Source organism: Salinicoccus sesuvii, assembly GCF_042648145.1.
GTDB classification, from domain to species: domain Bacteria; phylum Bacillota; class Bacilli; order Staphylococcales; family Salinicoccaceae; genus Salinicoccus; species Salinicoccus sesuvii.
Genome location: NZ_JBHRWV010000009.1, coordinates 35645 through 60692 on the forward strand (window position 1 = coordinate 35645; position 25048 = coordinate 60692).

27 protein-coding genes are annotated in these 25048 nt (G+C 44.4%); 9 read left to right on the forward strand and 18 right to left on the reverse strand.

Going from position 1 to position 25048, the window contains the following annotated elements:
* Positions 1-15 precede the first annotated feature (15 nt).
* Complete coding sequence (locus ACFOJ8_RS10635; RefSeq protein ID WP_380650455.1) at positions 16-456, reverse strand: MarR family winged helix-turn-helix transcriptional regulator; 441 nt, start codon at positions 454-456, stop codon at positions 16-18.
* A 169-nt stretch (positions 457-625) separates the two neighbouring features.
* Here ACFOJ8_RS10635 and ACFOJ8_RS10640 point away from each other — a divergent pair, with 169 nt between their 5' ends.
* Positions 626-2224 (forward strand): BCCT family transporter, encoded by a 1599-nt coding sequence (locus ACFOJ8_RS10640; protein WP_380650457.1) that lies wholly within the window; start codon positions 626-628, stop codon positions 2222-2224.
* Positions 2225-2280: 56 nt separating this feature from the next.
* On the opposite strand, the gene ACFOJ8_RS10645 is transcribed toward ACFOJ8_RS10640, so the two are convergent.
* The 13 genes from ACFOJ8_RS10645 to ACFOJ8_RS10705 form a co-directional block, all read right to left on the reverse strand.
* Positions 2281-2748: a Dps family protein gene (locus tag ACFOJ8_RS10645; protein ID WP_380650459.1), complete on the reverse strand. Its 468-nt coding sequence runs from the start codon at positions 2746-2748 to the stop codon at positions 2281-2283.
* A gap of 128 nt (positions 2749-2876) precedes the next feature.
* Positions 2877-3881, reverse strand: coding sequence for an aldo/keto reductase (locus ACFOJ8_RS10650; RefSeq protein ID WP_380650461.1), 1005 nt, complete (start codon positions 3879-3881; stop codon positions 2877-2879).
* A 160-nt stretch (positions 3882-4041) separates the two neighbouring features.
* On the reverse strand, positions 4042-4827 hold the full coding sequence (locus ACFOJ8_RS10655) for a Cof-type HAD-IIB family hydrolase (RefSeq protein WP_380650463.1): 786 nt from the start codon (positions 4825-4827) through the stop codon (positions 4042-4044).
* A 79-nt stretch (positions 4828-4906) separates the two neighbouring features.
* Complete coding sequence (locus ACFOJ8_RS10660; RefSeq protein ID WP_380650465.1) at positions 4907-5626, reverse strand: hypothetical protein; 720 nt, start codon at positions 5624-5626, stop codon at positions 4907-4909.
* 76 nt (positions 5627-5702) lie between these two features.
* Entirely contained in the window at positions 5703-6422 is a 720-nt protein-coding gene (locus ACFOJ8_RS10665; RefSeq protein WP_380650467.1) for a hypothetical protein, read from the reverse strand.
* A gap of 20 nt (positions 6423-6442) precedes the next feature.
* A complete protein-coding gene (locus tag ACFOJ8_RS10670) occupies positions 6443-7030 on the reverse strand; it encodes a hypothetical protein (RefSeq protein WP_380650469.1) in 588 nt (195 codons plus the stop codon).
* Positions 7020-8507: a sodium:solute symporter family protein gene (locus ACFOJ8_RS10675; RefSeq protein ID WP_380650471.1), complete on the reverse strand. Its 1488-nt coding sequence runs from the start codon at positions 8505-8507 to the stop codon at positions 7020-7022. Before ACFOJ8_RS10675 ends, ACFOJ8_RS10670 begins: the two co-directional genes overlap by 11 nt.
* Entirely contained in the window at positions 8494-8745 is a 252-nt protein-coding gene (locus ACFOJ8_RS10680; protein WP_380650473.1) for a hypothetical protein, read from the reverse strand. Before ACFOJ8_RS10680 ends, ACFOJ8_RS10675 begins: the two co-directional genes overlap by 14 nt.
* A 16-nt stretch (positions 8746-8761) precedes the next feature.
* Positions 8762-9751 carry an ornithine cyclodeaminase family protein gene (locus ACFOJ8_RS10685; RefSeq protein WP_380650475.1) on the reverse strand — a complete coding sequence of 330 codons (990 nt, stop codon included), beginning with the start codon at positions 9749-9751 and terminating at the stop codon, positions 8762-8764.
* Positions 9752-9864: 113 nt separating this feature from the next.
* Positions 9865-10281 (reverse strand): universal stress protein, encoded by a 417-nt coding sequence (locus tag ACFOJ8_RS10690; RefSeq protein WP_380650477.1) that lies wholly within the window; start codon positions 10279-10281, stop codon positions 9865-9867.
* 53 nt (positions 10282-10334) lie between these two features.
* Positions 10335-10628, reverse strand: coding sequence for a YrhK family protein (locus tag ACFOJ8_RS10695; RefSeq protein ID WP_380650479.1), 294 nt, complete (start codon positions 10626-10628; stop codon positions 10335-10337).
* 87 nt (positions 10629-10715) lie between these two features.
* Positions 10716-11906 (reverse strand): chromate efflux transporter, encoded by a 1191-nt coding sequence (gene chrA, locus ACFOJ8_RS10700; RefSeq protein ID WP_380650481.1) that lies wholly within the window; start codon positions 11904-11906, stop codon positions 10716-10718.
* Between the two features lie 141 nt (positions 11907-12047).
* Positions 12048-13043 carry a zinc-binding dehydrogenase gene (locus ACFOJ8_RS10705; protein WP_380650483.1) on the reverse strand — a complete coding sequence of 332 codons (996 nt, stop codon included), beginning with the start codon at positions 13041-13043 and terminating at the stop codon, positions 12048-12050.
* A 136-nt stretch (positions 13044-13179) separates the two neighbouring features.
* Between ACFOJ8_RS10705 and ACFOJ8_RS10710 the strand changes: the two genes are divergently transcribed.
* Positions 13180-14136 carry a threonine ammonia-lyase gene (locus tag ACFOJ8_RS10710; RefSeq protein WP_380650485.1) on the forward strand — a complete coding sequence of 319 codons (957 nt, stop codon included), beginning with the start codon at positions 13180-13182 and terminating at the stop codon, positions 14134-14136.
* Between the two features lie 30 nt (positions 14137-14166).
* Here ACFOJ8_RS10710 and ACFOJ8_RS10715 read toward each other — a convergent pair whose 3' ends face one another.
* Both ACFOJ8_RS10715 and ACFOJ8_RS10720 read right to left on the reverse strand, forming a co-directional pair.
* Positions 14167-15141 carry an LLM class flavin-dependent oxidoreductase gene (locus ACFOJ8_RS10715; protein ID WP_380650487.1) on the reverse strand — a complete coding sequence of 325 codons (975 nt, stop codon included), beginning with the start codon at positions 15139-15141 and terminating at the stop codon, positions 14167-14169.
* Positions 15142-15153: 12 nt separating this feature from the next.
* Positions 15154-15438, reverse strand: a complete 285-nt coding sequence (locus ACFOJ8_RS10720) for a DUF3219 family protein (protein WP_380650489.1) — start codon at positions 15436-15438, stop codon at positions 15154-15156.
* 173 nt (positions 15439-15611) lie between these two features.
* On the opposite strand from ACFOJ8_RS10720, the gene ACFOJ8_RS10725 reads away from it, so the two are divergent.
* Both ACFOJ8_RS10725 and ACFOJ8_RS10730 read left to right on the forward strand, forming a co-directional pair.
* On the forward strand, positions 15612-16067 hold the full coding sequence (locus ACFOJ8_RS10725; RefSeq protein WP_380659928.1) for a DUF2243 domain-containing protein: 456 nt from the start codon (positions 15612-15614) through the stop codon (positions 16065-16067).
* Positions 16068-16071: 4 nt separating this feature from the next.
* A complete protein-coding gene (locus tag ACFOJ8_RS10730; protein WP_380659929.1) occupies positions 16072-16857 on the forward strand; it encodes a cytochrome c oxidase assembly protein in 786 nt (261 codons plus the stop codon).
* 28 nt (positions 16858-16885) lie between these two features.
* Here the strand turns inward: ACFOJ8_RS10730 and ACFOJ8_RS10735 are convergent, their stop codons facing one another.
* Positions 16886-18313: an NAD(P)H-binding protein gene (locus ACFOJ8_RS10735; protein WP_380650495.1), complete on the reverse strand. Its 1428-nt coding sequence runs from the start codon at positions 18311-18313 to the stop codon at positions 16886-16888.
* 308 nt (positions 18314-18621) lie between these two features.
* Here ACFOJ8_RS10735 and ACFOJ8_RS10740 point away from each other — a divergent pair, with 308 nt between their 5' ends.
* The 5 genes from ACFOJ8_RS10740 to ACFOJ8_RS10760 all read left to right on the forward strand — a co-directional run bounded on the left by ACFOJ8_RS10740 (position 18622) and on the right by ACFOJ8_RS10760 (position 24162).
* Positions 18622-20265: a peptide ABC transporter substrate-binding protein gene (locus tag ACFOJ8_RS10740; RefSeq protein WP_380650497.1), complete on the forward strand. Its 1644-nt coding sequence runs from the start codon at positions 18622-18624 to the stop codon at positions 20263-20265.
* Positions 20266-20338: 73 nt separating this feature from the next.
* On the forward strand, positions 20339-21277 hold the full coding sequence (locus tag ACFOJ8_RS10745; RefSeq protein WP_380650499.1) for an ABC transporter permease: 939 nt from the start codon (positions 20339-20341) through the stop codon (positions 21275-21277).
* Between the two features lie 4 nt (positions 21278-21281).
* Entirely contained in the window at positions 21282-22196 is a 915-nt protein-coding gene (locus tag ACFOJ8_RS10750) for an ABC transporter permease (RefSeq protein WP_380656920.1), read from the forward strand.
* 5 nt (positions 22197-22201) lie between these two features.
* Positions 22202-23245, forward strand: coding sequence for an ABC transporter ATP-binding protein (locus tag ACFOJ8_RS10755; protein ID WP_380650501.1), 1044 nt, complete (start codon positions 22202-22204; stop codon positions 23243-23245).
* Positions 23245-24162, forward strand: coding sequence for an ABC transporter ATP-binding protein (locus ACFOJ8_RS10760; RefSeq protein WP_380650503.1), 918 nt, complete (start codon positions 23245-23247; stop codon positions 24160-24162). Before ACFOJ8_RS10755 ends, ACFOJ8_RS10760 begins: the two co-directional genes overlap by 1 nt.
* A 125-nt stretch (positions 24163-24287) precedes the next feature.
* Here the strand turns inward: ACFOJ8_RS10760 and ACFOJ8_RS10765 are convergent, their stop codons facing one another.
* The gene (locus ACFOJ8_RS10765; RefSeq protein ID WP_380650505.1) at positions 24288-25016 is read right to left on the reverse strand and encodes a hypothetical protein; all 729 of its coding nucleotides are present in this window, start codon (positions 25014-25016) and stop codon (positions 24288-24290) included.
* Between the last annotated feature and the right edge of the window lie 32 nt (positions 25017-25048).

Below are 25048 nucleotides of genomic sequence, written 5' to 3' on the forward strand. Positions count from 1 at the left end.
CGCAGATAAGATAGATTACAACGAAACATTTTTCCCTAACTTTTTAAGTAGCTCAATCAGTTCAGCTTTCTCTTCGGGATTGAGACCGTCAGCAACTTGTTCGAGACGCGCTGCATGGTCGGGAAAAATCTTATCCATCAACGATTTTCCTCTACCCGTCAGGGAAACGTATGAAACACGACGATCCGCCTCATACTGCTCCTTTTTTACGTATCCATCCTTTTCAAGATTTGTCACAACATAAGTAATCGAGCTTGAGGAAATCAATACCTTCTCCCCGATATGCTGAACTTGCTGTGGGCCTTTACTGTAAAGTAGCTCCAATACTGCAAAGGCAGTAGGATTTAGTCCGTGTTTTCTCATATCCTTGAATGCTTCTGTTTGAAATGCATGAAATGCATGATGAAGTACCACATAAAGCTTCAATGACAGTTCCCGGTTATTTGATTCTTCCATTTTTCCACCCCCATTTTTAAAACTTTGCTCCGTAATTACGTACCTAGCTAATTGTACTATACCCTTCTAATTATTCTAAATATGAAATTCTATGTTTTAACCTACTATAATTGTTATATATATGTAATATGCGATTAATTTCAAATAATAATATGTAGGGAGCGTTTTTATGTCGGATAAAACAAAAAGGAGTGGGATGAAAGCAATAGACTGGAAAATCTTTTTGCCTTCCTTAATTCTTATACTTCTAGTCAGTGTCCCACTCGCAATTTACGAGACACAATCACTGGAGCTCCTCAACGGTATTTTCGATCAGATCATCGACAACTTCGGTTGGGGCTATATATGGTACGCCACGCTCCTTCTTATCGCCGGTCTTTATCTTTCATTTTCAAAATACGGTAAAGTTGTACTTGGAGAACCGGATGAAAAGCCACGATTTTCACTGATTTCTTATGCTTCTATACTTATTGCCATGGGACTTGGCTCTACGATTATGAGAACCGGGATGGTTCAATGGGCTGAAGTGGCAAACAGTCCTCCGTTTGGTATTGAAGCGGGGTCGACAGATGCATTGCTCTGGGGCAATGCCTACTCCATGTACATGTGGAGCTTTCAGATATTTTCCATATTCGTAATGACGGCACCAGCGATTGCCTACGTCATACACGTAAAAAAACGTCCAATGATGCGCGTTTCGGAAGCGACGCGTGTAATATTCGGCGATCGATTTACAGATGGTATCGGTGGCATATTAATTGATATCCTCTTCTTGGTCAGTATCCTTTCCGGTGCAGCAGTGACCCTAGGACTAGGAACTCCAATCATTACCTCGAATCTCGGTGCCCTTCTTAATATAGAAGTCACCTTTACCATGACAATGATTGTGACCATAATATGGGTGGCATTATTCTCACTGAGTGCCTACCTTGGTATCGAAAAAGGAATCAAACGTCTCAGTGTCCTTAATATATATCTTGCCGCTTTCTTGGCCCTATTCATTCTGGTCATCGGTCCTGGTATATTCATTTTGGACTACTTCACAGATACAATCGGTCACTTGTTGAACAATTACATGACGTATTCTCTATTCACAGATTCCTTGGCACTCGAACAGACAGCTCACATGAGAGATCATATGATTTTCTGGATTGCTTATAGTGCTACTTGGGCGATGCTACACAGTGTGTTCGCAGCGAAAATTTCTAAAGGACGGACCATCAAAGAGATGATTCTAACGTACCTGCTGGCACCAACTGCCCTGTCGTGGATTGCGACCGGTATCCTAGGTGGACTCGGTGTACACAGACAGCTTAATGGTGAACTTGATGTCCTATCATTGGCTGAAGATCAAGAAGCGGTACAGATGATACCGGATATACTGCAGACTCTGCCATGGTCGGGATTCGTTATGGTACTCTACATCATTATCGCAATGATTTTCCTGACGACCACCCTAGATTCCACAACATTTACAATTGCGGCTTACACTAGTCGAAATGACATGAGTGAACAGGATCCATCGAAATTCCTGAGGATTTTCATCGCTTTCGTTATTACAGGTCTAGCACTCGTACTGATGCAGATAGGTGGTCTGGCACCACTTGAAATCATCTCTGGAATGATGGGTATTCCAATCATCATTCTACAATTCCTGACAATCTATGCTGTTAAAAAGATGATAGATGAAGACGAAGCATGGAAGCACAATATCCGAAAACCTGAAGGGTCATCAGCAGATAAGGAATATGGCTACAATAAGCAGTAACATTTACAAAAATTAAAGAAGCCCGGCTCTCCTAGAGAGAGCCGAGCTTCTTTAATTTACTGGGCGACTTCCTTCCCGAGGAAAGATTTAAGCATCCAGTTATTCTTTTCAATATCTGTAACCATGCCGATGAAAATATCGGCCGTACGATCGTCACCGGCCGCTTCAGCCGACTTGATGCCTGCATCGAGTTCTCCAATGACAGCATCGTAGTCTGCTACGAGCTGCTTCACCATCGCGTTGGCATCGACTTCATATTCAGCCTCTGCGATACTTGATCTTTCAATTGCTTCAGACTGTTTACCTATTGGTTCTCCCCCAATTGCTAAAAGTCTTTCAGCCAACTCATCCACGTAGGTGGAAGCTGTACCGTAAAGCTCCTCGAATTTGGCATGAAGGGAGAAGAAGTTCGCGCCCTTTACATACCAGTGATAGTTATGAAGTTTCGTCCATAATACTGTAAAGTTTGCGACCTGTAGGTTAAGTGCATCTCTTACTTCCTGTTTGTTGTCTGTATTGGCCATTGGTCCTCACCTTTCTTTGAGTATGATCATGATAACTATACCCTAAGTCTTTCCCTCAAAACGCTCCTCACCAGTCTTTCACACGGTGTTCACAAATATAGAGAAACTGGAGCCGAACCTCTATTTTCCTATAATTCAGAGCGGTGAGGGGGTGCATAATGATTGAGATAGTTGCTGTTTAAATCATCAACATAACGCTTTAGTATATCATCTATCTCCCTTAACTCAGTCTCGTCGAGAATCCAATTTGTAGTCCCTTCGACATCCTTCAGCTGTTCTGGCTTCCGTGCACCCCAGAGGGCAATGTCGAGTCCTGGCTGTGATAGGACCCAGCGCATCGCAAGTTGGGGTATGCTCTTATTGCGCTCCTTGGCAAAGGCCTCTAACTCTTCAACAGCGTCCATATGCCTGACAAACTGTTCTTTTGAATACATCGGATGCGTACGTCTGATATCCTCTTCAGAAAAGCGTGTCGATTTATCCATCTTACCAGTGAGCATGCCATGAGCCATAGGGGCCCACGCAAGACCGGTCATTTGATGCTTTGCACCATAGGTGAAGCAACTTCTCTGTCCGCGCTGGAGCATATTGAACTGGTTCTGCGTAACATGGAGTGGCGCTTCCTCACGGAATGCATCCATCTCTTCAGGTGTAAAGTTGGTCACCCCGATGGCGCGTATTTTGCCTTTGTCATACAGTTGCTTCATCTTTCCGGCCATTTCTTCCATCGGTACTTCCTTGTCCAGCCAATGGACTTGATATAAATCTAGATAGTCTGTTTTCAGCCGCTTGAGTGTATTATCCACTTCTTCTTCCACTCGCTCAGGACGCATATCGCGATAGACATCTCCATCCTTGGTCCAATCTATGCCTGGCTTTCCTGCAAGAACGATATCTTCCCGCTTCACGTCAGATTGCTCCAACGCCTTACCAATGAATGTCTCCGATCTTCCCAAACCATAGTCGGGAGCCGTATCGATCATATTGATTCCTTGATTGAACGCCTCATGGACAGTCCGTATGGCTGCCGCTTCATCCGGCTCATTTTGCCACATTACGCCACCCATGGCCCAGGTTCCGAGCGCAATGCGTGTCGCCTCTATATCGGTATCTCCAATCTTCACTCTTTCCATCTTCTCATCCTCTCAATTCATCTGGATTGTACATTTCCCTCTTCAGATACCCGGTATCAAAATTTCAAAAACCTTTCACATGGATTCAAAAAAGTGAGACCCCTCTGGATAATAGCCATTAAAAAACCTCCAGAGCACATTTACCCGGGAGGTTTAAAATTTATTCTTGGATCAGTCCAGCTTGTTTCAGACCATTCAGTATACCGTCTTCATCGACATGACTGGTAACGTGTTTGGCGTAGGATTTAACCAGGTCGGTTGCGTTCCCCATTGCATAGCTATTCTCAACAGCAGTCAACATTTCTACGTCGTTCGGCCCATCACCGAAAGCATATTGCCTATCACCAGAGAAATCGAGATGATTTATGATCTTCTCGATGCCATTTGCTTTCGACCCCCCTTTTGGAATAACGTCAACAGATAACGGATGCCACCTGACAAAATCAAATTTATTGTAAGCTTCCTCGTATTGCTGCTCCTCCCCTTCAGGACAAAAGAGTAGCGTCTGATAGAGTTCTTTTTCTTCGTGATAAGAGGAGTCATGAGTGGGTGTAATGCCCAGCTGCAAAGTAGAGAGACCTTCTGTAATATATTCGTGCTCAGGTACATTTGAGCGCATGTCATCTTCGCTCAGATAGATGACAGGATGGTCATTCTCAAGCGCGTGCTCGGTCAAATCTGATAGCGCATGCGCATCTAGTGGATTTTTGTAGATGACCTCCCCTTCCAGTACGACATACTGCCCGTTGCAGCTGATATATGTATCTATATCAAGTGCCTCTCTTAGCTCCTTGTACATAAATGGTGCCCGACCGGTCGCTATTGCGACGATGTGCCCGGCCTTTTTCAGCGCATCCACTGCCTGCCGTGTTGTATCAGGCAGCTTTTTCTCGCTATTTAATAATGTTCCGTCTATATCAAAGAAAATTATACTTTTGTCCTGCATCCTTCGCACCTCATTCTGAAATTTGACTTTGCTCCACCTAATAATACAATACGAAGCACCTTTCATGTTAAAAGAAAGCCTATTCTATATTTGTTCTCAAGTTTTCATACCATGCTCTTGTCACTGCATTCTCTGCGTCATTGACATAAATGTGAGTTTCCCCTTTTTTAATCATCACCATCTCACTCCTCGTATCTTCGATGTTCAGGAAATGGTGTGCACCACCTTCTGCAAAATAACCATGGCGTTGATGCAAGGTTCCGAACACATTGTGGTTGAAAGGGATATCCGGTACTGTGGATATCATTCGTACATCTTCTATTTCGTCATACTCATACTCTACCTCACCAGGTGTTACATTCGCATACCCCTCTTCAAAAGTCATATCGACATCTGCAGTACTGCGTGCGAAAAGAAAAATGAATATACCTACAACCACCCCGGACCATATGATCGCCATAATGAGATGACTCCGGTCGTAGGTTACAGTGTAGAGTTTGAAATCGACAATGAGGCTCAGAAGCATCATTGTCGCAACGAAGGCTCCAAGTATCCATATTGAAAGCACAGGATCGACGAAAATATGGATACCCAACGCTAGAAGTAGGAGAACGAGCATGATAAAAAGAAATACATTCTCCAGTCGGCCGAGGTGCAGACTTTGTACCTTCAAATAGTCGTCATCTGTAAACCGACGGTCGTCAAAGCTGAAATACTTTCTCTTCTCAGATATGTAGCGGGTATGGAAAGATTTGAGGAGCAAACCAGCAAACAATATGTATATCAATGTAAATATCATCATAACGCCTCCTTTGAAAAATTATGCCATACCATGAGCTTAAAAACAAAAAGGCGCAATCTTATTGATTGCACCCCTATTCCATATGCGCTACAAGCTCACTGTACCACTGCGATGTCACTGTCTCGTCACTTGAATTGAAATAGATGTACCGGTCGTGAATGGCCAGTCGTATCATTTTATTTGAGCGATCCTCTATATGGAACGTATATCCTTTATCATCTTTTAGAAAATCCCCGTGGATATGAGGACCAATACCGGACATCCGGTTATCTACTGGAAGCGGCGGAAGCTCCTGGACCATTTCGATCTGATCGATATCGCTATAATGGGTTTTCCACATCTCACCACTTATCATAGCCCCGTCTCCTTCGAATGTTACTTCTACTTTGTCTATACTCAATGACAGCATCATATAGAGGGTCACCGGTATGAGAAGAATCGGCCAGATTGAGTGCCACAAGTGCTTACGCCTGTGCGTCATCCGATATACTTTACAGTTGTTTATTGCGAGCATCAGGAACATGATGATGTAAATTGAAATAATAAACCACACCGAGTTGACTGGGTCGATGTAAAGGTGATGGATGACTGCAAATATGAAGAGACCAAAAATCATAAAAATCGAGAATCTCTCAAAAATGACAACCCAGGAATCTTCAAGCTGCAAGAGCTCCTGTTCTGTAAAATTAGCATCGTCAAAACTAAAATAACGCCTACTACTAGAAAAGAAATGAAGATAAAACGCCTGGATGACAATCGCAAACGTCGTTACGAAGAATATGATTGTTTCCATACTGCACTCCTTCTATTCTACTAATCGATTAGGTCTTCACCGCTGTTCCATCGTCTGCTCATAAAGTACTCCGATTCCCCTGTATTGGCATTAATGTAATAGATCTCATCTTGCCGTTCCCCCCTCAGCACAACTTTCCATAAGGGTAAGTGTACAAGTCTGAGGTCCGAGGACTCGTGATGTGGCTTCTTGAGTACATACGAGCGATCAATCTGCTTTGCCTGTACATCTTCTATATATCGGTCGACCTCAGATTGGTCAATGGTAGCCCGGACGATGCTGTCTTTTTCTACAGCCACTTCGTGTATTGCAGGTACTGTGGAAAGCAGTCCGCGATAGCCTGAGACAGCATCTACGAATATCATATTGGGTGTGCGTTTCGGTTTAAACGGACGCCGCGCGGCAATGACCGTGTTTTTTATAATCCATACTGGGTGATGGATCAGATGGATACTTTCCAACCGCTGTCTGATGACCTCTTCGCTGACTGATACACTGAACTTGCGCATCACTCCAGATGCTCGCCTGATAAAGCGTGGAATTTCGTCTTGCGCCACAGATGAAGCACCAAGCCGTTCGATGTATTTTTCCTGCTTATCAATCAGCATCGACTGGCACCTCCGGAGAACCGGCAGCCGCTTTGCCTTCTGCTTCGATATGCGTATGGTAGCGATCGACCTGGGCCTGAATTTCTTTTGACGGCGCGGGTGTCATCAAACTTACTCCTACAGTGAGAATCAAAGATATCGGCGCGGCAATGATGGGTTCAGCATTCGTCGGAAGTACCTGAACCGAGACAAGTATCAAGAAGACGACGGCGCCCCCGAGCATTCCAGCGAAAGCACCCTGCTTGTTAGCACGCTTCCACCATACACCGAGAACAAATGGCACACCGAAGGAAGATAACAGAAATCCACCGACCCATCCGACCATAATCGCGATCAGTTGTGGGGGGTTGATGGCGATGAGAATGCCGATGACACTAGCTGTCATCATTACGATCAGACTGAGTAGAGTAATGAGCTGCTCGCTCGCATTTTTATTGATGTTTTTCTTATAGATATCGTATGCGACACCAGCTGATACAGCCAGCAACATCGCATCCGCTGATGACATAATTGATGCGAGCAGACCTGCAAGCATGATACCACCGATGATTGGCGGCAAATAATGTTCAACAACAGATACGAAAATCATATCTGCATTGTCCAGCTCTCCAGCAATACCAAGGTTTGCACCGGCCATCGCAACAACCATACCCCCTAGAAAAAGGAGTAGATAGATGAGTGTCCCCCACATCGAAGAGCGCCGGGCAGTTTTGGCATCTCTTGATGCAAAATTACGCATCACCACCGATGGTGAAATGATACCGAACCATAGAAAAGCTATGAATAGACCAAAATAGGCCATCCATGGTTGAGTGACATCGCCGAACGCTGGATCTATCGAGAGTGCGTCGGCGAGCAGTGTCGATATCCCCCCATGGTCGAATAAGATGAACATCACTAGCACAATGACACCGAGCAACATGATGGCGCCTTGGAAAAGGTCAGTATATGTAATGGCCCACATGCCGCCAAGTGCCGCATAGATAGTAAATCCAAGACCGAGGATGATGACTGCCCAGATGTAGTCGATGCCAAGAACGTAAGAGCCGATTAGACCTGAAGCGGTAAGTTGCGGAACCATATAGAATGTCATCGCCAAGACAACGATGATTGCCGCAAGAATCTGAACAGGACGTCCGAACCTCTGATCGAAGAAGTCGGGCATCGTTTTCACCCCTGCCCGCCTCACTTGTCCTGAAATCAGAAACATCGCAAAAGGCAGAATACCGATTGCACCAAAGGCATATGCAAAGAAAAAAGGCAGACCGAGTGTTACTCCGGAACCAACTGCTCCCATCAGTGAACTTGAACTGGCCACAGCCGCAGCAATAGCGAATGCACCGACGAAAGTATTGATATTTGAACCGGCGGTATAGTAGTCGGAAGAAGATGAGCGTGCTCTTTTGTAGAAATATAGTCCGATTCCAATCATGAACAGCAAATATAAAAGGACAATGACCGCTTCAGTAATCCTCATATGCATCCTGCCTTTCTGTTTCTTTCTGCACTAATTTCTCCACACGCTCTATCCATAAGACATAGAGGATTGCCAAGCCGAACCACAGAATAATTCCGGCCAGCATGAGCCAGGCAGTCAGTGCGACACCTGCAATATACGTCTCGTGCGGCCACCATATCCAGACAAAAGCGGAGTATGTCAGTACGACAATAGCGAGTATGAACCCTGGATCTTTGAACTTTGATCGTTGCATCATTGCCACCCTCCAAATATCAAACTTTCACAGATGTTCCTACGTTTCGTTCCTGCGCTTCTTTATATACGCCAATAGCTGATGCAGAGTCGAAATAAGCTGCCCCCACCGATTTGAAGAATGTAATCTCACTATCATTCTGGCGACCTGAGATATCCCCTGTGACCATCCCCATCAATTCACCATGAAGTTTACTGTATGACCACTCATCTTGACTATTTGCATCGATCAATTCACCCGCTTCTTGTGACGCGCCATCAAAGTCGTCGACGACAATCTTATCTGCACATTGGATAAATTCGAAATCTACCTCCCGCATGGAAGGTAAATATGACCCGACGCCATTGACATGTGTACCGGGACGTACATCCTTACCGTTAAATACAGGTACCTTGGATCTTGTACTGCAGCAGATGACATCTGCCTGCCGGACTGCTTCATCCACATTTTTGTGGATTTCGATATCGACTTCAGAGCTGATGCCAAAATCACGCAGTTTGTTCATGAATGAATGTGCTTTTTCAACCGTTGGATTAAAAAGCATGATCCTCGCTATCGTTCTCACTTCAAGAACACCTAGTACCTGTTCGAAAGCCATCGCCCCTGTTCCAATGACAAGCAGTGTATCCGCATTCTCTCTGGCCAGTTGATCTGTAGCTAATCCAGTGAGGGCACCTGTTCTCAGGCGTGTCAGGTAGGATGCATTTAGCATAGCCAGATGACTGCCGTCCTGTGCATCTGAGAGCAGGAGTACACCTTGAGTCGTGGGTTTCCCTTTTGAAGGGTTATTCGGAAATATGGTGACCGCCTTCATACTGATGAATTTTTCATAAATATCCAGGTTCGGCATATAAAGTGCTGATCCATTCGTTTCCTTAGCTTCGATCACAGTACGGTGGGGACTCACGATGCTCCCATCCATCTTATGAACTAGCATGCTCTTGATATCCTCCATACAATGCGACATACCGTAAAACGACTTTATATCCTTTTCACTGAGAATGAGCATTACACACCTCACTATTTGTTTGAATTTTCAAAACATATGTTTTATTAAAATTATCATATCTAATTTTATAGCGCAACACGCATAAAAAATAGACCCTCCCACATTGGAAGTGTCTATTTTACGATTACTACAGGGATACGTGCGTGTTTGACCACTTTATGACTTACACTGCCGAGCACCATCTCTTGAAATATATTGAGACCTCGGCTGCCGATGACCAGCACATCGTAATTTCCTGTATTCGCTTCCTCGATGACTTTTCTTGCAGGGAGTCCACGCCGTATCACGTATTCATGGTCAACTGCCTGTTCATCGAAAAAACGAATAATCGAAGAAAGTATATCTTTTCTCTGCTTATTCAGATGTCGCTCCGAAGTCGACCGCACAACATCTTTTTGTGTATCTTCCGGATCCATGACATGCAGTATTGTCACACTAACTGTATCGGCCAATGCCAGCTTAGCTGCTTCGTATCCCGCCCGCTGGCTATTTTCGGAACCATCTATGGCGAGAAGTATGTTTTTGTACATTTTATCCCCTCCAATCCAGTTCGCTTAATTTGATTGCAAGCCGTGACTATCGTTCAATCACTTGGCTTATCAGAATTACGTATCCTTTGTGTTGATCTTTTCATAAAGAGTGCGTGGACCAGTTTCAATACCGGCCGGCCGAGGAGCTGCAGACTACCAAGCACGAACAGAGCTGTCCCAAAAGTCTGCGTTGCAGACCAGAAGAATAGTATACTCCCTACAGTAAACCATACGCCTAGTGACAGGTCGTTTAAAATGGATAATAAGTTATAGCGTTTCCTAAAGAAAATCTCGAAGTTACCTACATCCATTTCATAAGTGCCTGTTTCATTCTTGAACTCCGCCATATAGCTCACTCCATTTATCAATCGATTGAAAAGCCATTAAAGACAATATACCCCACCAAGACCACTGACAACCTATACCCGGAGCGATTACACGAACAATGGCAGATGCAGTATGTAGCCGGCAACTATGCCTACGAGCACTACCATCCAAGCCGGAAGTTTCCACACAGAGAGTAGGAAGAACAATATAAGAGCAAGCACAAAATCAACAGGTTCGAAAATGGAACTCGTGAAGACCGGGTCGTAGAAAGCTGCCAACAGAATTCCAACGACAACTGCATTCACACCCACCAGAACACCTTGGAATGCATCATACTTTCTTAACATATTGAGAAACGGCAGAGCGCCGATGATCAGCAGGAAGGAGGGTAGAAAGATAGCAATCGTTGCCACAATGCCGCCAGGCACACCGGCCATGATCGTCCCAAGATAGCTCGCGAAAGTAAAGAGCGGACCAGGGACAGCCTGTGCCATGCCGTAACCGGCAAGAAATTCATTTGCTTCCATAAGTCCTGTGGGAACAACTTCACGCTCAATCATCGGTAGAACGACATGACCACCGCCAAACACGAGCGCACCGACCCTGAAGAAGATATCAAAAATATTGAGTAGTGCATGGTCGATGGTCCGGTTGAGCATTGGCAGAAGAACGAGCAGGCCACCGAGAATACCCAAAGCAGCAATTCCCATCTTTTTTGAGATGCTGATTTTAAACACTGCGATATTCGACTCGGCACGCTGTCTGAATATCAGATATCCAGCCACACCGCCAACAATAATGACGATGATTTGTACCCAGGCAGAAGGATAGAGTAGCATGACAGCACCGGCAATAATCGCCATCGCAATTCTTGGTCGGTCAGGTGTTAATTTCTGCCCCATACCAATTAGTGCATGCAAAACTACTGCCACTGCTACAACTTTAAGACTTTGGATGAACTGCGCGCCTTCAAGATTGAGTGCCTGGTACATCAATGCGAATACAATCAAGACCAAAACCGATGGCAAAGTGAATCCAATCCAAGAAAGCAGACCACCAATCAGGCCACCTCTCAGAATACCTATAGAGATGCCGACTTGGCTGCTTGCAGGTCCCGGTAAAAACTGGCACAACGCGATAATCTCTGCATATGTCTTGTCATCAAGCCATTTCCTTCTGTCCACATATTCATCCTTGAAATAAGCAAGATGAGCGACTGGTCCTCCAAACGATGTCAGACCCAGTTTTGTCGATGTTGTAAGTATTTCCGAAAATCGACTCTTCCTATTTCCATTCATCCCTCTACCTCTCCCTGACAATATAGATTTCTTAAACCTATCATGCACATGTCACTAAGACTATAAAACCGACAGATTCAATTTCCACAAGTTTTTACTTAAACACAGCGCTTTAGAGCTTTATCACCTTTTTAAAATACACTATTCTTCAATTGTCAGAGCGATCTTACCCATCATGTCTGCACTTTCCAAGTAGTTAAATGCCACCTTGAAATCGGAGAGCAGATGGTTTTGGTCTATCAGCGGTCTGATTTGATGCTTCTCAGAAAATCTGAGCATATCAAGGAGTTCCTCAGTGCTCGCCATAGTGGAACCAAAGAAATTGAACTGGCCATAGAAGAACTTTCTGAGATTGAAATCTACAGTGTCTCCTGTAGAAGCACCGAATGCAACGATGGTCCCACCTTTTCTGAGCTGGTCGAGTGATTTATTGAAAGTAGAGGCGCCAACACTCTCGATGACCACATCCACCTTCATCCCGTCCATTGCATCCTCCCAGTCCCCTTCACTGTCGATTGCAAAATCAGCGCCGAGTTCGAGCGCCTTTTCTCTTTTCTCCTGTGAACGCGAAGTAACGTAGACGATCGCTCCGGCTGCTTTAGCAAATTGTATAAGATATATCCCTGCGCCACCTGTGCCTCCCGGAATCAGGACGCGTGTCCCCGCTTTTACTGCTCCGCGAGTAAAGAGCGCACGGTAGGCAGTCATAGCAGAAAGAGCGTACACCCCAGCTTCCTGCCAGTCTAGATACTCTGGTTTTGGCACCGCATTCTCTTGTGGTAAGACAATGTATTCAGCAAAAGTACCATGACCCGGAAGACCCACGATTTCGAATCCTTGCGGGGGCGCGTCACTGTTTTTATTCCATCCGAGCGCGGGGTTAACAATGACCGCATCACCAGACTTCACATGCTCTACGTCAGGACCTATCGCGTCCACGATACCAGCACCATCAGAACCGAGAACGAGCGCCGGATCTTCAGGCTGGTGACGATTTGGGATCATAAGGTCTCTGTGATTAAGCCCTGCTGATTTCAACCTGATTCTTACTTCTCCCGGTCCTGGTTCAGGAATCTCCATATCACCATACTTCACACCTGCCATGCCTTTTTCTTTTTCGTGGTAAACTGCCTTCATTCCTCTTCCTCCTTGTTCGGTCTTTCACTTATCATAAATGTACAATGATTATTACAGCAACCAAAACATCTATTTTTCATAAAATTGCGTGTTTTTATTGCACCTGTATAATTAAAGTTAGAAAGGAAGATGATTGATGAAAATAACATTGGCGGCTATTAAAGAAGCGCAGTCTAAGATTGCTCCCTATATCATCAAAACACCACTGATACGGACATATGCTCTAGATGAGATTTTGGGATGCGAAGTCTATCTTAAACTTGAAAACATGCAGGTGACGCATTCATTTAAATATCGCGGTGCAATTAACAAGATGCTTAACCTCACATTAAAAGAGAAGCAAAACGGCATTGTTACTGCCTCTTCCGGCAACCATGGCAAAGCTGTGGCACATGCTGCGAAACAGCTTGGCATCGAAGCTACGGTGGTCGTACCAAATACCGCTTCCCCATTCAAAATTGCCGCCATCGAACAGTATGGTGCTACAGTAGTCGAATGTGATGTAACAGAGCGGTTCGCCGTGAGTGAACGTTTGGCAGAAGTACATGGGTACACACTTTTCCACCCATATGATGATGAGGAAATCATCGTCGGCCAGGGGACAGTCGGGCTTGAAATACTCTCCCAACACCCTGCGCTTGATACAGTTATCGTGCCGACAAGTGGGGGCGGGTTGCTTGCAGGCCTACTCACTGCGATCAAGCAGTCAAACACAGACATCAGAATTCTTGGTGCAGAGCCCTATAATATGCCCCGCTATAGTGAAAGTCTTACCCAAAAGAAAAGAGTGAAGGTGGAAAGCAGAAATACCATAGCGGATGCCCTCGTCACAGCTCAGCCAGGCAAACTTAATTTTCCAATTGTACAGACATATGCCGATGGTATGTTGAAAGTGGCAGATGACGCTACAATAAAAGCTGTAGAGCTCATGCTCATAGAATCCAAAATTTTATCTGAGCCATCCGGTGCCATCGGTCCCGCAGCAATTCTTGACGGGGCCTATTCGCCTGCTTTAGTTGAGAAGGTATGCTTTGTCATTTCAGGAGGTAATATTGGATTAGAACAGCTCTCAAAGCTCGGGGCTGCTCATTAGAATAGAAAATAGCCATCCGGTCCCGGATGGCTATTCTTTCAAGGCCTGTGCAATATACTGATAGGATTTCCGCTTATCTTCTGGGGAGAAAGTAATAGTAATGATCATGAATTCATCCACGCCTGAATCATTTTGGAGTGCTTTTAGCGCGCTTGTAACTTGGCTTGGGTTTCCAATGATCATCTTCTTTTTCATATCGGCGATTTTTTGTTCGTCTTCGGGCGTTATATCGTATGCTTTAGCGGCTTCAATGGAGGGCACTGCGCCGTTTAAGCCATGGGATTGCTGTAACTGCCAGACCAGCCAACTCGAAGCGATCTCCTCAGCTGCCTCAGTAGTCTCAGCACATACGACCGATATGCCCATAATAGTGTATGGAGTATTGTCATGACGCGAGGTATACTTTTCACGATAAATGTTTAATATATCCGCCCCCGCTTCATCACTCATGAACTGGCCAAAACAGTAGGCAAGGCCCTTCTCAGCTGCAAACACTGCACTCTTTCTGCTTGTCCCAAGCATCCATAGTTCGGGCTTGGCTGGTGGCGTCGGGTGTGCTGATACATCTGCATTCGTATCTTCTACATAGCCAATTAGTTCATCAACCAATTCAGGCATTTTAAAGACCTGCCTTAGAAATCCATCTGACAGCGCTTCAGACACCTCTGCAGAACCTCCTGGAGCTCTGCCGATACCGATGTCTACACGGTCTCCAAACAGTGTGGCCAACATATTAAAGTTTTCGGCGACTTTATAGGGTTTATAGTAAGGTAGAAGGACTGCCCCGGAACCGATCCTTATCCGATTGGTCTTGGTACCGACGTAGCCGAGGAACACCTCTGGCGAGCTGGAAGCGAGACTCGACCAGCCGTGATGTTCCGCTACCCAAAAACGTGTATAACCGTACGCATCCCCTGTTTGTGCCAATTTCAGGGAAGCCTCCAGCGCCTCTTTAGCTGTCTGTCCATCTGCTACTGGTGCTTGATCCAATATACTCAGTTTCATATGGCCCTCCCCTTATGCTCCGACTTCCTGAAGTGTGACTCTGAATTCCCCAGTCTGATTTTCTTCGTAGAGATTGTCTAGTGAAGTGGAATAGTTGATAATTGTACCTCTGAACTCAAGCCCTTCCTCTGGAACATTGACATCGAACGTCGCCCTGTAGAGCAGTACTGCGATATCATGATAGTCTTCACTCGATACATCAAAAATGAATGCAACTTCGCGTCGTCCATCCACCTTGTTTAATTCAAGTGCTTTCAGTTTAATTTCTGTATCATCCAATATAATTATGTCAGCCATGGACTCATCCTTTTTCCAAAATAATAACATACTCTACCTTCGCTCTTACACACAGGCGCTCATCTCCATTCAATAGATGAAGGGGGACTATTCAAGAAAAAAAAGAGATTCTACTTTATTCCCGTGTGAGTAGGGTATGGAAAGATAAGTTGAAACCGAAAGGGGTTGTTGAGATGTCCAAGCAACAGACACCAGATATCCGCAGAAACGTTGTATCAGGAGTGTTTTTCGGAATTGGTTTCATGGCTTTAGTTGATGAGATCATTTTCCATCAGCTACTGCAGTGGCATCACTTCTATGACCGCGCAACACCATACATCGGTATACTATCAGATGGCCTGCTTAACGCGTTTGCACTTTTTGCTATCGTTCTGGGACTTTTCATGTTCGCAGATCTAAATCGAAAAGGGACTAGGCATATGGCGACATGGACTGCTGCTTCCTTCATCGGACTGGGTGGATTCCAGTTGATCGATGGCATTATCAATCATAAGATGTTGCAAGTGCATCAGGTGCGCTATGGAGTAGAGCCTCTCCCCTACAATCTTGCATGGAACATCAGTGGCGCCTTGTTGCTCATTATCGGTATCATCCTGATGATTAAAGCAGGCAAGCAACGATCGGGGTGACGTAATGCATACTCACATGAGCCATACCGATTTTGCACCACTTGAAGTTGCAACCGCCATTATAGCGATCATTGCAGTCTGCTTATATCCCCTTGGAATTTTCTTCTCCAATAAAAAACATTCAACATGGAAAAATTCCCGTTACTTATGGTGGTTACTTGGCATCTTTTTCGCCGCGTCAGCTCTGAGTGGACCTCTAGCAGAGCGCGCTCACCACAATTTTAATGCGCACATGATGGGACATCTTCTGCTCGGCATGCTTGCACCGCTACTTATCGTCCTTAGCCGACCCATGACGTTGCTTATGCGGACTCTTCCTGTTAAGACGGCAAAACGTGTCAGCCACCTACTTAACAGCCGATACGTCAAATTAATCACCAATCCGATGGTTGCAGCGACCCTGAATATCGGTGGCTTATACCTACTTTACACGACTAGTCTTTTTACAATAATGCATACATCGCTTTGGCTCTACGCCATTGTACATCTGCATGTATTTCTAGCGGGCTACCTATTTACAATTTCCATACTGTATATCGATATAACGACCCATCGTTACAGCTTTGTACACCGGTCGGTTGTACTTGTGTTGTCCCTCGGACTCCATAAAGTGCTATCGAAGTTAATTTATGCTTACCCTCCGCGAGGCATTCAAAAGACAGAAGCAGAGACTGGTGCAATGCTGATGTATTATGGTGGCGACATCATTGATCTCGCGATTATCATTATACTTTGCTTCCAGTGGTATAGAGCCACTGCCGTAAAAACACAAAACGCGAGTTCCGCTTAAGACGGACCTCGCGTTTGTGATTATTATTTTAAGATGCATTGGGGTTCGATACATACTTGGCATATCTCGAATCAAGCATGTTTGCGAGTAGACGTGTTTCAAAACCGAAAGCCTTCATGACAATCAAATGAATCTTGGCCTGTGTCAACGTATATACAAACCATGGCAAAGTCGGCTCATACTCGTGGATTGCAATAAGTACCTCATCTGTATCCAGAATTCTTCGGAACTCAAGGCGTGCCCGCCCTTTTTCTCTTTCATGAGAAAACTTACCCCCCTTTATATAATAGAGGATTCGGTTTTCGTAAGAACGCGCCTCAGACCTGTCCAAAATAAGAATTGGTGTTTTAAAGAACGGCAAGGCAATCGATGTCACATCTTCTTCTACTTTCGTACTAATGAATCTCCCCCCCATCCGCGACAACCAGTTAACATAATAGTCGGCAGTGTCATCGATAGACCACTGCTTTGGTATACGTATGCGTTGGACCGATTTGACATCATTTCTTTCCACATCTTTCTTTTGCACAATCTCGATACCGGAACTGGAACTAGCATCCATCTCATCATCTAATGCGATGCGTACACTTTCCTTAAAGGTAGTCGGGGCATCGGAAATACCCTCCTCGTAATTCTCTTTTCTCATTACCATACTGTGCGTTAGACTCTCAAGAAGTGGATAGACCATCTCTTTTGGTTTCTGGGCAATCAGACGCACCCAGAGCTTCGATAGGAAAATCGGAATGATCGGCACATCTACCATTGGCAGCTTCTTATCCATAACTTCTGCTGTTTCAACGAACAGCTCCTTATACGTCTTCTCTTCTGGTCCACCGATGTCAATCGACTCGTTATCCTTCGGTTCTCTTTTGACAACTTTCGTTAACCCCGTGATGACATCCTTTAGTGCAACGGGATGCGTACGGTTGTATGCCCATGAAGGCAACAGCATACCAGGCAAGCGTTTGACAAGGTTATGCAGGATTGGGAACGATGACCCTTTCGGACCAACTATTAGGCCCGCACGCAATGTTGTTACAGGTATGCCGTAGCACCCTAGGATTCTTTCACACTCGAGGCGGCTCCTCAGATGTGCAGAGAGTTTGTCGTCTTCAGGAATAATGCCGCTCAAATAAATGATACGCTTAACGCCCTTTTGCTTCGCAGCCCATGCGAAGTTATCGGCAAGTATGGCATCCATGTCTTCGAACTTTGCCTGTGACAATTTTGACGATGGCTGCATGGAGTGGACGAGATAGATGGCAATATCGATGTCCCCCATAACATTCTCGATGTCTATCTGGGAATAGAGATCGGCTTCCTTCCATGTTACGTTCTTTTCATCTTTTTTATTTTCGGTATTTCTTGATATTGCTACAATCTCATAATCTTCTTTAAGACTTTCAAGCAAATTTCCACCGATGTATCCGGAGGCACCAGTCAGTAGTATTTTCATTTATTGAACCTCTCTTCATTTATGATATTTCTCTATACCCCACACTAAGGATTATAGTCGACTCAGGTTGTATCCTTCCTAAAAGTTTGCTACAAAAATTTTCGCACGTTACAAAGACGTTACGAATTTGACATTTCTCGAACATACAGTGATAATACATATCAGGTAAAGCGTTTTCAAAAGAGATTATATCTGTGAGACATGTTATAGAAGTAATTGGTCAATACTTTTCATATTACACATTTATACTCTTGTAATGCCAATGTAATATGCAGTATAATACGAATAGTAAAAAAGGAGTGAATTGTATGAAAAATTTCAAAGCTTTACTGCTTTTCCTGACTCTAACACTCGTTCTCGCAGCCTGTAATTTTGGCGGAGATAACGGTGATAGCAGCGAAGAGAGTACATCAAGTGAGGGAGAATCTGGTGGCGATAAATCCATCAATCTTTCAATCGCTTCAGATCCACCATCTTTCCACCCAGCACTCGCTACTGATACAACATCGGGCGCAATCATGGCAAGTGTCTTTGAAGGATTGACTCGCCTTGACCCTGAAGGTAATCCAGAGCCTGCGATGGCAGAAAATATCGACGTAAGTGAAGATGGCCTTACCTATACTTACACCCTAAGAGACGCACAATGGTCCAACGGTGACCCTGTCACTGCACAAGACTTCGAATATGCTTGGAAATGGGCACTAGATCCTGAAAATACTGCAGACTACGCTTATCAGCTCTACTACATAGAAGGAGCGGAAGCCTACAACTCAGGCGAAGGTTCCATGGATGATGTAGCTGTTACAGCAGTGGACGAGCAGACACTTGAAGTTAATCTCGTAAACCCAACACCTTTCTTTGACGAGTTGACAGCATTCTACACTTACTATCCAGTTAACTCTGACCTAGCCGATGAAAATCCAGATTGGCACACAGATCCAAATGGTGAAAACTACATTGGAAACGGTCCTTTCACGATGGAAAACTTCACAAGTGCAGATGAGATTGTTCTGGCAAAGAACGATAACTACTGGGATGCAGAAAACGTTGCTCTTGATAATATCAGCATCGACATCGTAGAGAGTGAAGCAACTGCACTCAACATGTTTGAAGCTGGCGAACTCGATTATCTAGGTTCACCATTCAATTCCATCGATTTGAATGCGCTCGATCGTTTTAGAGAAGATGGCACACTCAATGTTAGAGACCAAGCAGGTACTTACATGTATGTGTTCAATGTTCAGGACGAAGTCATGGAAAATGAAAACATCCGTAAAGCATTGACACTCGCAATCGATCGTCAGGCACTTATCGATAACGTCACTAAAGGAGAACAAGTACCAGCAACTGGACTTGTCCCACAGACAATGGAAGGTTTTGAGGAGCCAGCTGGTTACTTCGAATCTAACGATATGGAAGAAGCACAAGCAGCACTCGATGCTGGACTGGAAGAACTTGGTATGAGCGATGCTTCAGAACTATCTATCGCACTCTCTTATAATACAAGTGAAGCACACGCAGCGATTGCACAGTTCATTCAACAAGGCTGGAGCGACAATCTTGGTATCAACGTCACACTTAACAATTCCGAATGGCAAGTTTATCTAGAAGAGCTCAATGGCCTCGAACACCAGGTTGGACGTTACGGTTGGCTAGGAGACTTCAATGATCCAATCAACTTCCTTGAAATCTTCAGAACTGAAGGTGGCAACAACAACACTGGATGGACAAATGAAGAATATACACAATTACTCAGAGACGCATCACAAGAAACAGACGAAGCAGCACGTACAGAAATGCTACAAGATGCAGAACAGATTCTGATGGATGACTATCCGATTGCACCAATCTACTTCTACACGAACCTATCTGTTCATGATGATTCAATAGAGAATATGGAGTCTGATCCACTAGGAAACGTTCAATTGAAATACGTAGACATAGCTGAATAAGAATATCAAGACTATACTGTCAGGTGAGTATTTTATATACTCACCTGTCATTTTTGGGAAAGGAGCGCTGAAGATGATCAAGTATTTAGGTCAGCGCCTGATATACATCATCATTGCTTTATTTATAATTGTCACCGCAACATTTTTCCTGATGCGTCTGGCCCCAGGTAACCCCTTCGCCTCAGAACGGGCATTACCACCGGCTATCCAGGAGAGTCTTAATGCAAAGTATGGACTCGACAACCCTTGGTACGTACAATATGGGGAATATCTTTTAAACACAGTACAAGGCGATTTCGGAACATCTATGAAGTATAAATATCGTGAAACAAACGATATGATCGCAGAAGGTTTTCCGATTTCACTAACACTTGGACTTGAGGCAATGTTCATAGCGGTCGGTTTGGGAGTACTTATCGGCACCATTTCTGCTTTGTTCCATAACAAATGGCCGGACTATGTCATGAGTTTGATTGCCGTCATTGGTATATCGGTACCTTCCTTTGTCATGGCATCAGTACTTCAATATTATTTGGCACTGCAAGCTGGACTATTTCCTATCGCAGGATGGAGTGGCTTTATCTACAGCATACTGCCAGCAGTAGCACTCGCTTCCACTCCAATGGCGTTCATCGCTAAACTCACGCGTTCAAGTATGCTTGAAGAGACAAATAGTGAGTATGTAAAAATGGCTAAAGCGAAAGGTATATCAAGATGGGTCGTTGTTTTTAAGCATGCCCTGAGAAATGCTCTGTTACCTGTTGTCACTTATTTAGCACCACTTACAGCTGGTATCATTACAGGTAGTTTTGTAATTGAAGAGATATTTGCCATCCCAGGAATAGGTAAATACTTTGTAACCAGCATCACTAACCGTGACTACACTGTAATCATGGGTACGACAGTGTTCTACTCAATTATCTTGTTGTTTGCAGTGTTGCTTGTTGACATTCTTTACAGTTTCATTGACCCACGCATCCAGTTGAGAGGAGGAAAATCACGTGGCAAATAAAGATATTCCAAAACTCAATTCTTCGGATTTTGAAGTCGTCGGATCCAAAACGGAAGAATCAGAACTACTTGCCAAGAAGTCGATTTCCTTCTGGGGAGAAGTTTTTAGGAGATTCCTTAGAAATAAGCTCGCGCTCGTTGGATTCATTACACTTTTCATTATCATCCTCGGTGCAATATTCGGTCCGATAATTTCAGAGTTTACTTACCGCCAGCAAAATGGCGACTATAACACGTCTCCGAATGGAACCTATTGGTTTGGAACAGACGATCTCGGCCGTGATATCTTCACGCGTGTTTGGGTCGGCGCAAGAATATCGATCTTCATTGGTATTGCTGCTGCAGTCATCGACCTTATCATCGGTGTGGCTTGGGGCTCCATCGCAGGACTCAAAGGTGGCCGTACAGACGAAATCATGATGCGTATTGCGGATATTCTTACTGCAATTCCGTACCTACTTGTCGTAATCATTCTTCTTGTTGTTATGCAACCAGGCTTGATTCCTATGATCATCGCCTTGTCCCTAACGGGTTGGGTAAATATGGCACGTATTACAAGATCTGAAATACTGAAACTCAAAAATCAAGAGTACGTACTTGCAGCAAGAACGCTTGGTGCAAAAAACATGCATTTGATCAGAAAGCATCTGCTTCCGAATGCACTCGGTGCCATTCTCGTTACAATGACACTCACAATACCGAATGCAATCTTCACAGAAGCATTCCTAAGCTATCTGGGGCTCGGTGTGCCTGCACCACTGGCAAGCTGGGGTACCATGGCCAACGACGGTTATCCTGCATTGACGAACGCACCTTGGAGACTATTCTTCCCGGCGCTGCTTATCAGTTTGACAATCTTTGCATTCAATGCCATTGGTGATGGACTAAGAGACGCTCTGGATCCTAAGTTAAGGAAGTGATATAGATGAAAGAACCAGTTCTTCAAATAAAAGATCTAAAAATTGATTTCTCCACCTATGCAGGAACTGTAAATGCAGTTCGCGGAGTAAGCTATGATGTTTATAAAGGTGAAACACTCGCCATCGTAGGTGAGTCCGGATCCGGTAAAAGTGTAACGAACCAGGCGATTATGAAATTACTCCCTCAACCTCCTGCCATCTATTCTCATGGAGAAATTTTGTTTGATGGCAAAAACCTGCTTGATCAATCTGAAAAGCAGATGGAGAAAATCCGAGGAAATGATATCAGCATGATCTTCCAAGATCCGATGACATCGTTGAACCCGACGATGAAGGTCGGCAAACAGATTACAGAAGTAATTCTGAAGCACCAGAAAGTATCTAAAAGCGATGCTAGAAAACGTGCGCTCGAATTAATGCAGATGGTTGGTATACCATTACCCGAACAACGTCTCAACCAATATCCACACGAGTTCTCTGGTGGTATGCGCCAGCGTGTGGTCATCGCCATCGCCTTGGCAGCAAATCCGAAGCTGTTGATTGCAGATGAACCAACTACGGCGCTGGATGTAACCATACAAGCTCAAATACTCGACGTGATGAAGGAGATTCAGCAGAACTCCCAGACTTCTATCATCTTCATCACACACGATCTCGGTGTTGTAGCGAATGTAGCAGATCGTGTCGCCGTCATGTATGCCGGGGAAATTGTTGAAATCGGCACAGTAGACGACATCTTCTACAATCCTCAGCATCCTTACACATGGGGACTGCTCGGTTCTATGCCTGATTTAAACGAAGAAAAAGATCAAAAATTGCGTACAATCGAAGGGTCACCTCCAGATTTGACGAATCCACCAAAAGGGGATGCGTTTGCACCAAGAAATCCCTACGCGATGAAAATCGATTACGAGCAGAACCCACCGATGTTCCAAGTAAGTGAAACACACTTCGCGAAAACTTGGAGATTACATCCCGATGCACCTAAAACTGAAATACCTGACGTAATCAAAAATCGATATATGCAATACTCAGGAGGTGGCAAATAGTGACTGAAGCTATCCTGGAAGTAAAGAATCTTGAGAAGCATTTTGGCTCAAAAAGAAACCCACTGAAGGCTGTTAATAACATTTCATTCCATGTAATGCCAGGCGAAACGCTTGGGTTAGTAGGTGAATCTGGTTGTGGTAAATCCACAACTGGACGTACGATTATTAACTTGTACGAAAAGACTGGTGGAGAAGTGATTTTTGATGGTAAGCCAACTGATAATCTTTCTAGTAAAGAACAGAAGATTTTCAATCAGAACATTCAAATGATCTTCCAAGATCCATATGCCTCTCTGAACCCAAGAATGACTGTTTTTGAGATTCTTGAAGAAGGCTATGATATTCATGGCCTCTACAAGAACAAACAAGAGAGACGTCAGAAGATCTATAATCTACTTGAATCTGTCGGTCTGAACCGTGAGCATGCCAACCGCTATCCACACGAGTTCTCAGGTGGTCAACGTCAGAGAATTGGAATTGCGCGTGCTCTAAGCTTTGATCCTAAAATGATTATTGCTGATGAGCCGATCTCCGCACTGGACGTTTCGATTCAGGCGCAAGTCGTCAATATGATGAAGGAAATACAAGAAGAGCGCGGCCTTGCCTATCTCTTTATCGCTCACGATCTATCAATGGTCAAGTATATTTCCGACCGCATTGCTGTCATGTACATGGGACAGCTACTTGAGATTGGGGATGCATCCGATGTATATATGAATCCAATCCATCCCTACACCAAGTCATTGCTGTCTGCAGTGCCACAACCTGATCCTCGTACCGAAAAGAACCGTACAAGAATCTCCTACGACGCTACACAACACGATTATTCGGAAAACGAAGAAGTGATGCTACGAGACTTCGGTAACAACCATAAAGTCCTTTGTTCTCAGAAGGAATATGATAACTGGAGTCAGTAACATTCAAATAGAAAAAGCCTGGACTGCAATTTTGCAGTCCAGGCTTTTTCTATTTGAACAATATGGCCGTTCTATACATCGTCCCCTTTACACCTTGTTATTTCTTGTAGCACACTGATATGTGTCTATATAATCAGAAGGAGTACTGTATAGCCGAGCATTCCTGTGAAGAAAGCAGGAAAACTGCTCTCCCGCTCTTCTGGCAGTTCCTCCTTCATGACGTTCAATATTACTCCACCGGCAAGAAATGCAGTCAGTATTGAGATGACAAGTATATTTAATTCCGTGAACATACCAATAAGCCAACCGACCGTAATGGCAATTGCGAGAAGCCAGCGGCCGTATCTGTCGTAGTCTTCTTTATGGGCAGACCTTAAGGCTTTGTCGTTTGTAATAAAATGAATTCCCATCGCTACAAAGTAGAACAACATTCCCCATTCGGACTGGTACTCCCCTCTCAGAAGCAAGTAGCCGATGATAGCGTTGTACAACCCAAAAGAAGATATATGAAGCCAGAACACACTAGAGGAGGCTTTGTGTGTCCCTTTTAGATCTCCCTGCCGCTTCGAATTTTTGGCAAGCTGCTCGAGACCATAGAAAACGACGAGACCAAGGAGCGCGATGATATAGATATGGCTTTCTAGAAATTCAAATCCTTCGATTGCGCCTTCAAATTCCTGTTGGTATTCACCTAGTTCGGGCAAAAGATGCATGAATACGTATGCTACTGATATTCCGCCTGCAATGGAGAGAAATTTGCTTCTCGGCGTCACTTTTAGAAACTTCATTTGTTTTGAAACCAGGTGAATGACGACAAATCCTACAACAAACACCAAGCTGAACCATGTCCCCATTCCTTTCGCCTCCTACAAAGTTGATTAATACA

Bases quoted from the DNA above. Each gene is read 5' to 3' on its own strand.
- ACFOJ8_RS10730 (WP_380659929.1), top strand. From the start codon at position 16,072: ATGCATACTCACATGAGCCATACCGATTTTGCACCACTTGAAGTTGCA.
- ACFOJ8_RS10715 (WP_380650487.1), bottom strand. From the start codon at position 15,141: ATGAAACTGAGTATATTGGATCAAGCACCAGTAGCAGATGGACAGACA.
- ACFOJ8_RS10755 (WP_380650501.1), top strand. From the start codon at position 22,202: ATGAAAGAACCAGTTCTTCAAATAAAAGATCTAAAAATTGATTTCTCC.
- ACFOJ8_RS10660 (WP_380650465.1), bottom strand. From the start codon at position 5,626: ATGATATTTACATTGATATACATATTGTTTGCTGGTTTGCTCCTCAAA.
- ACFOJ8_RS10680 (WP_380650473.1), bottom strand. From the start codon at position 8,745: ATGATGCAACGATCAAAGTTCAAAGATCCAGGGTTCATACTCGCTATT.
- ACFOJ8_RS10710 (WP_380650485.1), top strand. From the start codon at position 13,180: ATGAAAATAACATTGGCGGCTATTAAAGAAGCGCAGTCTAAGATTGCT.
- ACFOJ8_RS10735 (WP_380650495.1), bottom strand. From the start codon at position 18,313: ATGAAAATACTACTGACTGGTGCCTCCGGATACATCGGTGGAAATTTG.
- ACFOJ8_RS10690 (WP_380650477.1), bottom strand. From the start codon at position 10,281: ATGTACAAAAACATACTTCTCGCCATAGATGGTTCCGAAAATAGCCAG.
- ACFOJ8_RS10675 (WP_380650471.1), bottom strand. From the start codon at position 8,507: ATGAGGATTACTGAAGCGGTCATTGTCCTTTTATATTTGCTGTTCATG.
- ACFOJ8_RS10720 (WP_380650489.1), bottom strand. From the start codon at position 15,438: ATGGCTGACATAATTATATTGGATGATACAGAAATTAAACTGAAAGCA.
- ACFOJ8_RS10745 (WP_380650499.1), top strand. From the start codon at position 20,339: ATGATCAAGTATTTAGGTCAGCGCCTGATATACATCATCATTGCTTTA.
- ACFOJ8_RS10640 (WP_380650457.1), top strand. From the start codon at position 626: ATGTCGGATAAAACAAAAAGGAGTGGGATGAAAGCAATAGACTGGAAA.
- ACFOJ8_RS10670 (WP_380650469.1), bottom strand. From the start codon at position 7,030: ATGCTGATTGATAAGCAGGAAAAATACATCGAACGGCTTGGTGCTTCA.
- ACFOJ8_RS10740 (WP_380650497.1), top strand. From the start codon at position 18,622: ATGAAAAATTTCAAAGCTTTACTGCTTTTCCTGACTCTAACACTCGTT.
- ACFOJ8_RS10695 (WP_380650479.1), bottom strand. From the start codon at position 10,628: ATGGCGGAGTTCAAGAATGAAACAGGCACTTATGAAATGGATGTAGGT.
- ACFOJ8_RS10635 (WP_380650455.1), bottom strand. From the start codon at position 456: ATGGAAGAATCAAATAACCGGGAACTGTCATTGAAGCTTTATGTGGTA.
- ACFOJ8_RS10765 (WP_380650505.1), bottom strand. From the start codon at position 25,016: ATGGGGACATGGTTCAGCTTGGTGTTTGTTGTAGGATTTGTCGTCATT.
- ACFOJ8_RS10665 (WP_380650467.1), bottom strand. From the start codon at position 6,422: ATGGAAACAATCATATTCTTCGTAACGACGTTTGCGATTGTCATCCAG.
- ACFOJ8_RS10655 (WP_380650463.1), bottom strand. From the start codon at position 4,827: ATGCAGGACAAAAGTATAATTTTCTTTGATATAGACGGAACATTATTA.
- ACFOJ8_RS10705 (WP_380650483.1), bottom strand. From the start codon at position 13,043: ATGAAGGCAGTTTACCACGAAAAAGAAAAAGGCATGGCAGGTGTGAAG.
- ACFOJ8_RS10645 (WP_380650459.1), bottom strand. From the start codon at position 2,748: ATGGCCAATACAGACAACAAACAGGAAGTAAGAGATGCACTTAACCTA.
- ACFOJ8_RS10650 (WP_380650461.1), bottom strand. From the start codon at position 3,881: ATGGAAAGAGTGAAGATTGGAGATACCGATATAGAGGCGACACGCATT.
- chrA (WP_380650481.1), bottom strand. From the start codon at position 11,906: ATGAATGGAAATAGGAAGAGTCGATTTTCGGAAATACTTACAACATCG.
- ACFOJ8_RS10685 (WP_380650475.1), bottom strand. From the start codon at position 9,751: ATGCTCATTCTCAGTGAAAAGGATATAAAGTCGTTTTACGGTATGTCG.
- ACFOJ8_RS10725 (WP_380659928.1), top strand. From the start codon at position 15,612: ATGTCCAAGCAACAGACACCAGATATCCGCAGAAACGTTGTATCAGGA.